Annotated in this window: 1 tRNA gene and 2 rRNA genes (1 of these 3 running past the window's edge); all 3 read right to left on the bottom strand. The window is 54.8% G+C overall.

What is annotated here, in order from left to right:
* Positions 1 to 77, bottom strand: a tRNA-Met gene (locus NQF87_RS08590).
* A 36-nt stretch (positions 78 to 113) separates the two neighbouring features.
* Positions 114 to 228, bottom strand: a 5S ribosomal RNA gene (gene rrf / locus NQF87_RS08585).
* Positions 229 to 313: 85 nt separating this feature from the next.
* Positions 314 to 2,847 (bottom strand): 23S ribosomal RNA (locus NQF87_RS08580) (it continues 203 nt past the right edge of the window).

Genomic DNA, 2,847 nt, shown 5'->3' with positions numbered 1-2,847 from the left:
TGGATGCGGGGGTAGGATTTGAACCTACGACCTTCAGGTTATGAGCCTGACGAGCTACCGGGCTGCTCCACCCCGCGATAGTGGGTGGTATGTATTGAGGGGTGAGCGAGGGGACCTGGCGGCGACCGACTTTTCCGCTCCTTAAGGAGCAGTATCATAGGCGCTGGAGGCTTTAACGGCCGAGTTCGGGATGGGATCGGGTATGGATCCTCCGCCATGGCCACCAGGTCTTCCCGCTCACCCTTGTGAGGTGTCTGGGGGGTGTTGGTTGGTGTTTTGAGGAGTGTGACTGACTACTGTGCATGTGTTTAGGTGTGTGAGAGATATGGGCGATTAGGATCAGTCAGCTACACATGTTGCCATGCTTTCACACCTGACCTATCGACGTCCTGGTCTTGGACGGCCCTATGAGACCTAGTTTTGAGGCTGGTTTCCCGCTTAGATGCTTTCAGCGGTTATCCATTCCGAACTTAGCTACCCGGCTGTGCCGCTGGCGCGACAACCGGTGCACCAGAGGTTCGTTCATCCCGGTCCTCTCGTACTAGGGACAAATCCTCTCAAGTCTCTTACACCCACGGCAGATAGGGACCGAACTGTCTCACGACGTTCTAAACCCAGCTCACGTACCACTTTAATCGGCGAACAGCCGAACCCTTGGGACCTGCTCCAGCCCCAGGATGTGATGAGCCGACATCGAGGTGCCAAACCTCCCCGTCGATGTGGACTCTTGGGGGAGATCAGCCTGTTATCCCTAGAGTACCTTTTATCCGTTGAGCGATGGCCCATCCACGCGGGACCACCGGATCACTATGGCCGACTTTCGTCTCTGCTCGAGCTGTCACTCTCGCAGTCAGGCGGGCTTATGCCATTGCACTCGACAGCCGGTTTCCGACCGGCCTGAGCCCACCATCGCGCGCCTCCGTTATTCTTTGGGAGGCGACCGCCCCAGTCAAACTGCCCACCATACAGGGTCCCGGACCAGGCTGACTGGTCTCGGTTAGATATCAGAAAAGTTCAGGGTGGTATTTCAAGGATGGCTCCACCGGAGCTGGCGCCCTGGTTTCAAAGCCTCCCACCTATCCTACACAAAACTTTCCTGATACCACTGTAAAGCTGCAGTAAAGGTTCATAGGGTCTTTCCGTCTGACCGCGGGTACCCCGCATCTTCACGGGGAATTCAATTTCGCTGAGCCGATGCTGGAGACAGCGGGGAAGTCGTTACGCCATTCGTGCAGGTCGGAACTTACCCGACAAGGAATTTCGCTACCTTAGGACCGTTATAGTTACGGCCGCCGTTTACCGGGGCTTCGATTCGACGCTTGCACATCTCCTCTTAACCTTCCGGCACCGGGCAGGCGTCAGACCCTATACGTCATCTTTCGATTTCGCAGAGTCCTGTGTTTTTACTAAACAGTCGCTACCCCCTGGTCTGTGCCACCCGCCGATGGTTGCCCACCAACGGGTCTCGTTTCTTCCGAAGTTACACGAGCAATTTGCCTAGTTCCTTCAGCATCGTTCTCTCAAGCGCCTTGGTATTCTCTACCAGTCCACCTGTGTCGGTTTCGGGTACGGTCTATATGCCAGAGCTATTTCCTGGAACGGTCCAAAAGCCAGCTCAATCCGATAAGAGCTGACAACATATCTCGTTCGTCACTTCTGGCAGGCTGAGGAGTATTAACCTCATTCCCATCGACTACGGCTTTCGCCCTCGCCTTAGGGGCCGGCTCACCCTGCGTGGATTAACCTTGCGCAGGAACCCTTGGACTTTCGGCGACAGTGTTTCTCGCACTGTTTGTCGCTACTCATGTCAGCATTCGCACTTCTGATACCTCCAGAGAGGGTCACCCCATCTCCTTCGCAGGCTTACAGAACGCTCCGCTACCGCGCATAGTAAACTATGCACCCACAGCTTCGGCACGTGGCTTGAGCCCCGTTACATTTTCGGCGCAGGGTTTCTATTAGACCAGTGAGCTATTACGCTTTCTTTAAAGGATGGCTGCTTCTAAGCCAACCTCCTGGTTGTTTTGGAATCCCCACATCCTTTCCCACTTAGCCACGATTTAGGGGCCTTAGCTGGTGGTCTGGGCTGTTTCCCTCTCGACAATGGACCTTAGCACCCACTGTCTGTCTGCCGTGCTCATACTCCTCGGTATTCGGAGTTTGGTTAGGTGTGGTAAGGCTTTGGGCCCCCCTAGCCCATCCAGTGCTCTACCCCCGAGGGCAATACACGACGATCTACCTCAATAGATTTCGCGGAGAACCAGCTATCTCCGAGTTTGATTGGCCTTTCACCCCTAGCCACAGCTCATCCCCGACTTTTTCAACAGGCGTGGGTTCGGCCCTCCAGTGCGTGTTACCGCACCTTCAGCCTGGCCATGGCTAGATCACTCGGTTTCGGGTCTTCTACCAGTAACTCAGTCGCCCTATTCAGACTCGCTTTCGCTACGCCTACACCTACCGGCTTAAGCTTGCTACGGACAGAAACTCGCTGACCCATTATACAAAAGGTACGCCGTCACCCCATAAGAGGCTCCGACTGCTTGTAGGCACCTGGTTTCAGGTCTCTTTCACTCCCCTTATCGGGGTGCTTTTCACCTTTCCCTCACGGTACTGGTTCACTATCGGTCACCAGAGAGTATTTAGGCTTGGAAGGTGGTCCTCCCATGTTCAGACAGGGTTTCTCGTGCCCCGCCCTACTCAAGGCCTTTAAAGGACATTACGCATAAGGGACTATCACCCACTATGGTCAGACTTTCCAGACTGTTCTGCTTGTTCCTTTAAAGACACTGGCCTGTTCCGCGTTCGCTCGCCACTACTGGCGGAATCTCTGTTGATGTCTTTTCCTCC

This window comes from Bombella dulcis, from assembly GCF_026385505.1.
Classification (GTDB): domain Bacteria; phylum Pseudomonadota; class Alphaproteobacteria; order Acetobacterales; family Acetobacteraceae; genus Bombella; species Bombella dulcis.
Note: the sequence above shows the minus strand (reverse complement) of the source record. Positions and strands in the feature narration are given on the sequence as shown.